Below are 2440 nucleotides of genomic sequence, written 5' to 3' on the forward strand. Positions count from 1 at the left end.
CCCTCGAAGTGCGTCCCGACAAGGAACTGCCGGCGCAGGGACCGGGGCCTTCTGCGTGCGTATGAGCCGCTGGGCTCAGCGCGCGTGAGCTGCTGGGCTCAGTGGGCGTGCCCGTGGCCGTGGCCACCGGCCGCCGGCTCCTCCTCTTCCTTCTTCTCGACGACCAGGGTCTCGGTCGTGAGGAGGAGGGAGGCGATGGAGGCGGCGTTCTCCAGGGCGGAGCGGGTGACCTTGACCGGGTCGATGACGCCGGCCTTGACCAGGTCGCCGTACTCGCCGGTCGCGGCGTTGAAGCCCTGGCCCTTGTCGAGCTCGGCGACCTTGGAGGTGATGACGTAGCCCTCCAGGCCGGCGTTCTCGGCGATCCAGCGCAGCGGCTCGACGGCGGCCTTGCGGACGACCGCGACACCGGTGGCCTCGTCGCCGGTCTTGTCGAGGTTGCCCTCGAGGACCTTCACGGCGTGGACCAGAGCGGAGCCACCACCGGAGACGATGCCCTCCTCGACCGCGGCGCGGGTCGCGGAGATGGCGTCCTCCAGACGGTGCTTCTTCTCCTTCAGCTCCACCTCGGTGGCGGCGCCGACCTTGATCACGCACACGCCGCCGGCCAGCTTCGCGAGGCGCTCCTGGAGCTTCTCGCGGTCCCAGTCGGAGTCGGTGTTCTCGATCTCGGCCTTGATCTGGGCGACACGGCCGTGCACGTCCTCGGACTTGCCGGCGCCGTCGACGATCGTGGTGTCGTCCTTGGTGACGGTGATCCGGCGAGCGGAACCGAGCACCTCCAGGCCGACCTGGTCGAGCTTGAGGCCGACCTCCTCGGAGATGACCGTGGCGCCGGTGAGGGTCGCCATGTCCTGCAGCATCGCCTTGCGGCGGTCACCGAAGCCGGGGGCCTTGACCGCGACCGCGTTGAAGGTGCCGCGGATCTTGTTCACGACCAGGGTCGACAGGGCCTCGCCGTCGACGTCCTCGGCGATGATCAGCAGCGGCTTGGAGGCACCGGCCTGGATGACCTTCTCCAGCAGCGGCAGCAGGTCCGCGATGGAGGAGATCTTGCCCTGGTTGATGAGGACGTACGGGTCCTCCAGGACGGCCTCCATGCGCTCCTGGTCCGTCACGAAGTACGGCGACAGGTAGCCCTTGTCGAAGGCCATGCCCTCGGTGAAGTCCAGCTCCAGACCGAAGGTGTTGGACTCCTCGACGGTGATGACACCGTCCTTGCCGACCTTGTCCATCGCCTCGGCGATGAGCTCGCCGACCTGCGTATCCTGGGCGGACAGACCGGCGACGGCGGCGATGTCGGACTTCTCGTCGATCGGGCGGGCGGTCGCGAGGAGCTCCTCGGAGACCGCGGCCACGGCCGCGTCGATGCCCTTCTTCAGCAGCGCCGGGGAAGCACCGGCGGCGACGTTCTTCAGGCCCTCGCGCACCAGCGCCTGGGCGAGCACGGTGGCGGTGGTCGTACCGTCACCCGCGATGTCGTTGGTCTTGGTCGCCACCTCCTTCACCAGCTGGGCGCCGAGGTTCTCGTACGGGTCCTCGACCTCGACCTCACGGGCGATGGTGACGCCGTCGTTGGTGATGGTGGGCGCGCCGAACTTCTTGTCGATGACGACGTTGCGGCCCTTGGGGCCGATCGTCACCTTGACCGTGTCGGCCAGCTTGTTGACGCCGCGCTCGAGGGCGCGACGGGCGTCCTCGTCGAACTTCAGGATCTTCGCCATGACAGCGGGAGCCCTCTCGAATCTGTGGGTTAAAAAGACACTGCGCCCCGGGCGCCCGGCTTCTTATGTGGTCGCGGGGGCCAGGGGCGCAGCTGGAAGCAGAATGCTTGAGGTGTCTTACTTCTCGATGATCGCGAGCACGTCGCGAGCCGAGAGGACGAGGTACTCCTCGCCGTTGTACTTCACCTCGGTGCCGCCGTACTTGCTGTACAGCACGATGTCGCCGGTCTTGACGTCGAGCGGCAGGCGCTCGCCGTTCTCGAAACGGCCCGGGCCCACGGCCAGGACGACGCCCTCCTGGGGCTTCTCCTTGGCGGTGTCCGGGATGACCAGGCCAGAGGCGGTGGTCTGCTCGGCGTCGAGCGGCTGGACCACAATGCGGTCCTCGAGCGGCTTGATGGCAACCTTGGAGCTGGTGGTCGTCACGATCCGACCTCCCCCTTCGGAGATCTCACGGGGTTAACTGTCTGAGGTGGCGACCAGGTGGATCCGTCGTCGCGGGTGCCGGACCTGCCCGTCGCGTAGTTGGCACTCTCCAGTGGGGAGTGCCAGACCCGAGACTATGACCGCGATTAGCACTCGGTCAAGCGGACTGCTAATTCGCGGCGCTGGCGGTGCCGCGTTCGGGTGACCGGCGCTTCGGGTGCACGGCGTTGCCGTGGCCGCCTGGGGGCTGCCGCCCCCAGACCCCCGCCATCGGCCTGGACGGCTCGTCC

Annotated in this window: 2 protein-coding genes; both read right to left on the bottom strand. The window is 68.1% G+C overall.

Annotated features, from left to right (window positions below; all coding sequences use genetic code 11):
- Positions 1 to 98: 98 nt before the first annotated feature.
- A complete protein-coding gene (groL, locus tag ACWGDB_RS41900) occupies positions 99 to 1724 on the bottom strand; it encodes a chaperonin GroEL (RefSeq protein WP_453827287.1) in 1626 nt (541 codons plus the stop codon).
- A 117-nt stretch (positions 1725 to 1841) separates the two neighbouring features.
- Positions 1842 to 2150 carry a co-chaperone GroES gene (gene groES / locus ACWGDB_RS41905; protein ID WP_003998759.1) on the bottom strand — a complete coding sequence of 103 codons (309 nt, stop codon included), beginning with the start codon at positions 2148 to 2150 and terminating at the stop codon, positions 1842 to 1844.
- Between the last annotated feature and the right edge of the window lie 290 nt (positions 2151 to 2440).

The sequence above is a fragment of the Streptomyces sp. NPDC055013 genome (assembly GCF_053608645.1).